Source organism: Tateyamaria sp. syn59 (assembly GCF_007995245.1).
Lineage (GTDB): Bacteria > Pseudomonadota > Alphaproteobacteria > Rhodobacterales > Rhodobacteraceae > Tateyamaria.
This window is the reverse complement of sequence record NZ_VCBA01000045.1, coordinates 1-3549: the sequence shown is the minus strand read 5'-3', so window position 1 is coordinate 3549 and position 3549 is coordinate 1. Positions and strand designations below refer to the sequence as shown.

Genomic DNA, 3549 nt, shown 5'->3' with positions numbered 1-3549 from the left:
AGGATGATCAGGAGCGTCAGCAGGACCATGAACGTCAGAAAAGCCGATCGAAGGCGCGGCAAGGGTCGGTTGGTTTTTGACGGCATGGCATTCTGCTCCATGGGACGTGATGGTTCGAGGGCTGTGTGCCGCGTTTTTGAGGGATGTTCATGACCCTCCGCGCGACGCGCCGTGGCGTAATACGAAAGAATGAGGCGTTTCCAAGGCGGCAGGCCGTTCCTGCCTCTGGCGCGACAGGTCCATAGGCCCTTGCGGGCAACAATCATGGCTTCCCATCCTGCTTTGACGTCGCTTTTCAGAGGGGCGCAGCCGCCTTCCGGTTGCGGCACGAGCTCTTGCGTGTCGCCCGGAAGATCGGCTCGCAAGCAAAAGGGATCGCCGGGGTTTCCGTGTCGTCGGCGTCTCTACGCTGGCGGACGTAGACGCTCCACCGGCAGTTCGGCCTCTCGGTCGGGGTCAGGTCTCGTCTGGTTGCGGACGTACTCCTCGGGCGCATGTCCTCCACATGGCGCACATGAGCGGGTCTGCGACTGCGGTCGTGGCGAAACGAACGATCCGCCGGACCGCCCGGAACCAAGTCTCGGATCAGGACTGGCCATACATCCGGGAGGACTGGTCATACCGCCGGGCTGTGCTGCGGTCGTGACCGACGACCCGCATTGCTCTGGGGCCTGCGCCCAAACCCGAGACAGGTAACAGATCGCCTGTGTCGGGCGGCACCGGCCGCGGTAGGCCATGCAAGCATTCGACCGGAGGAATGGGCCGGAGCTTGGGGAACTCCGGCCCCCACTGGCACCATTCGCGGGCTTCACCATCCAAGCGGGCAAAACGACGGGAAGCGCGCAGTCTGCCGTAACTCGAATCGACAGCCTCACTCGTACGAGCTAAATCTATGGCTGACCTTAGGTCATCGAGAAGCGAAACCCGGAGGGGAAACAATCTGTGAAGATTGTGAAGAGCTTATGACATACTCAGCTCGAGCCAAGCCTTCGGCTGCAAGGCTCAAGAGTGATAGGATGAGGCTTCTTCGGCGCCCTCATCCGTCTCGCGAATGCCGGTTGCGGGCAGGCGCTGGATCTCGAGATAGACAAGCGGTTCATCGGCTTGCACGTGGTCGGCCGAGAAGTTGGTGTAGATAGTTCGGTCGATCACACGATACCTGAGGTCACCGCGCCCGGTGATGCTCAAGACCACCATGTCCCCGGGCACGGGCACCCAGGACATTTCCAGATCGTAGAAGGCCGCCTCCCGCGGTTCCTCGTTTGGCGCAATCAATCGAATGGTCGGCATCGCATCCCCCCTCGAGTCGTCGCGCGCCACACCCGGCAGTCGGCTCAGGTCGCGCATCTTCAGGGTAGCATTGTTTCACGTCAAAGTTGATCTGGCCATTGTCCAATATGTTGGGGGAAACGTGAAAGCGATGAAAGCTCCGCAGGTCCGACCTTATCTTCACTGACATGCAGGCTCAGACTGCGGAGTTGACCCATGACCCCCGAATAGAGAAGAAGTTTCCCCGCGCGGCCTCTGCCAGGATGAGCTTGTCGAGCGTCAGATCGGAGACCGCCCGGCGCAGGCGCTGGTTCTCCTTCTCGAGCTCCTTCAGCCGCTTCAGCTGGCTCCGGCTCATGCCGCCGTATTGCCGCCGCCACCTGTAGTAGCTCTGCTGTGTGATCCCGACCTGGCGCACCGCATCGGCGACCGGCATGCCTTGGCCATGCAGCACCTCGATCTGCCGTAGCTTCAGCACGATGTCCTCGGGCTTCTCGCGCTTTCCACCCATCGCTTCGTCCTCCTCCTGACGAGATAAATCTATCTCAGTAAGTGGAGCACTTCAGTAGGAGCAGACCACTTGACTGTGTTCTTCTTTGTATACAACTTGGGATACAGAAACAGATTCGACGCTGGGGGAGGTCATGGCGATTAGGAATTCAGTGCTGCTGGGCACGCTCGGGAAGTATTCGGATCGCTTCCACACCTACCAGCCCGCGCAAAGCTTCGAGGACCGCTTGCGTGCTTCGGAGAAGCTCAAGGGCGCGCATGGTGTTGAGCCGGTCTATCCGCAGGACATTGGTCGCCAGGGTGAGTATCTTGGCGCCCTGAAGGCCTGTGATCTGCCGGTGTCTGCGGTGAACGTGAACATCAAGGGCGACCACGAGTTTTGCCGCGGCGCTTTGACGAATTCCGACCCGGAGGTGCGCGCTCTCGCGCTCGACTATATTAAGTCCGGCATGGATATGGCCGTCGAGACCGGCACCGACATGGTCAGTGTCTGCCCTCTGATCGACGGCTGGGACCATCCCTTCGAGGTCGACTACCAGGCGCAATGGAACTGGATGGTCGAGGCGCTCCGCGAAGCCGCCGCGCACCGGCCCGAGATCCGGGTCAGTCTCGAATACAAGCCCTTCGAGGTCCGTAACCGCATCACGCTCGGAACGATGCCTCGCACGCTTCTGATGTGCGAAGAGGTAGGCGCAAAGAACGTGGGCGTGACCATGGATGCTGGGCACGCACTTATCGCCGGCGAGTCGCCTGCGGCAGAGCTGGCGCTGGCCCATCACAAAGACCGATTGTTCTACGTCCACTTCAACGACAACGACCGCCAGTGGGACTGGGACACGCTGCCCGGAAGCGTCAACCTCTGGGAGACGATCGAGACACTCTACTGGGTTCGGCGGCTCGGGTGGTCGGGCTGGTTCGCCTACGACGTTTTCACCCGCAAAGGCGATCCCGCCGAGGCGCTGGAGGCCACGTTCGAGATCATGGATATCTTCGAGGGGCTGATCGACAAGATCGGCATGGACGGGCTCGGTGCGATGATCGACCGGGGCGAGCCTGGCCCGGCCTTCCGCGACCTCATCAAGGCGCTGGTCTGAGTCATGAGAGTGGGTATCGGCACATTCTGCTTCCGCTGGTCGATCGGTATTCGCGACCAGCATCCCGCCACCCCGATGGGGCCCGTCGATTTCCTCGAAGCTGGCGCCGAGGCCGGCGCGGACTTCGTTCAGTTCGCGGAGAACCTCGACCTGACAGCTCAAACACCCGCGGAGATCGAGACGCTCGGGGCGCGGGCCGACGAGACTGGCCTCGGCATCCAGCTCGGCACCAACCGGATGGACGACGAACACCTTGCGCGACAGGTCGAACTGGCGGACTTTCTGGGTGCCGCGGTCATCCGGATCGCGCCCAATCGCGACGCCATCAGCGGCAACGAGGCGGCCTTCCGCGATCGCCTTCGCTACCTCGGCGATGTCTTCGGCAAGGCCGGCTGTACTATTGCGCTCGAGAACCACTTTGATCTCGCGCCGGTGACGCTCGCCCGGATCGCGCGCGAGGCGGCGCACGAGCGCGTGACGATCTGCGTCGATGTTGCCAATTCCGTGGCAAACGGCGAATGGCCTACAGAGACGGTCGCGACGCTCGCACCGCACGCGGGCAACCTGCACATCAAGGATTACGACATCGTGCCCGATTCCTACGGTGTCGGCATGCACATCGTCGGCACCCGCATGGGTGAGGGTCGCATGGACCTCGACGCCGCGCTGACGGCGG

4 protein-coding genes and 1 pseudogene are annotated in these 3549 nt (G+C 62.0%); 2 read left to right on the top strand and 3 right to left on the bottom strand.

Annotated features, from left to right (window positions below; genetic code table 11):
* From FD715_RS22910 to FD715_RS22295, 3 genes and pseudogenes are all read right to left on the bottom strand, one after another.
* A partial coding sequence (locus FD715_RS22910; RefSeq protein WP_223275054.1) for a hypothetical protein occupies positions 1-266 on the bottom strand: 266 nt, incomplete at its 3' end.
* Positions 267-1002: 736 nt separating this feature from the next.
* A complete protein-coding gene (locus FD715_RS22300) occupies positions 1003-1347 on the bottom strand; it encodes a hypothetical protein (protein ID WP_147115461.1) in 345 nt (114 codons plus the stop codon).
* A gap of 151 nt (positions 1348-1498) precedes the next feature.
* Positions 1499-1780 (bottom strand): annotated as a pseudogene (locus FD715_RS22295) (transposase); the annotation flags it as partial.
* Positions 1781-1913: 133 nt separating this feature from the next.
* Between FD715_RS22295 and FD715_RS22290 the strand changes: the two are divergent.
* Both FD715_RS22290 and FD715_RS22285 read left to right on the top strand, forming a co-directional pair.
* Positions 1914-2873 carry a sugar phosphate isomerase/epimerase gene (locus FD715_RS22290; protein WP_147115458.1) on the top strand — a complete coding sequence of 320 codons (960 nt, stop codon included), beginning with the start codon at positions 1914-1916 and terminating at the stop codon, positions 2871-2873.
* A gap of 3 nt (positions 2874-2876) precedes the next feature.
* A partial coding sequence (locus tag FD715_RS22285) for a sugar phosphate isomerase/epimerase (protein WP_147115455.1) occupies positions 2877-3549 on the top strand: 673 nt, incomplete at its 3' end.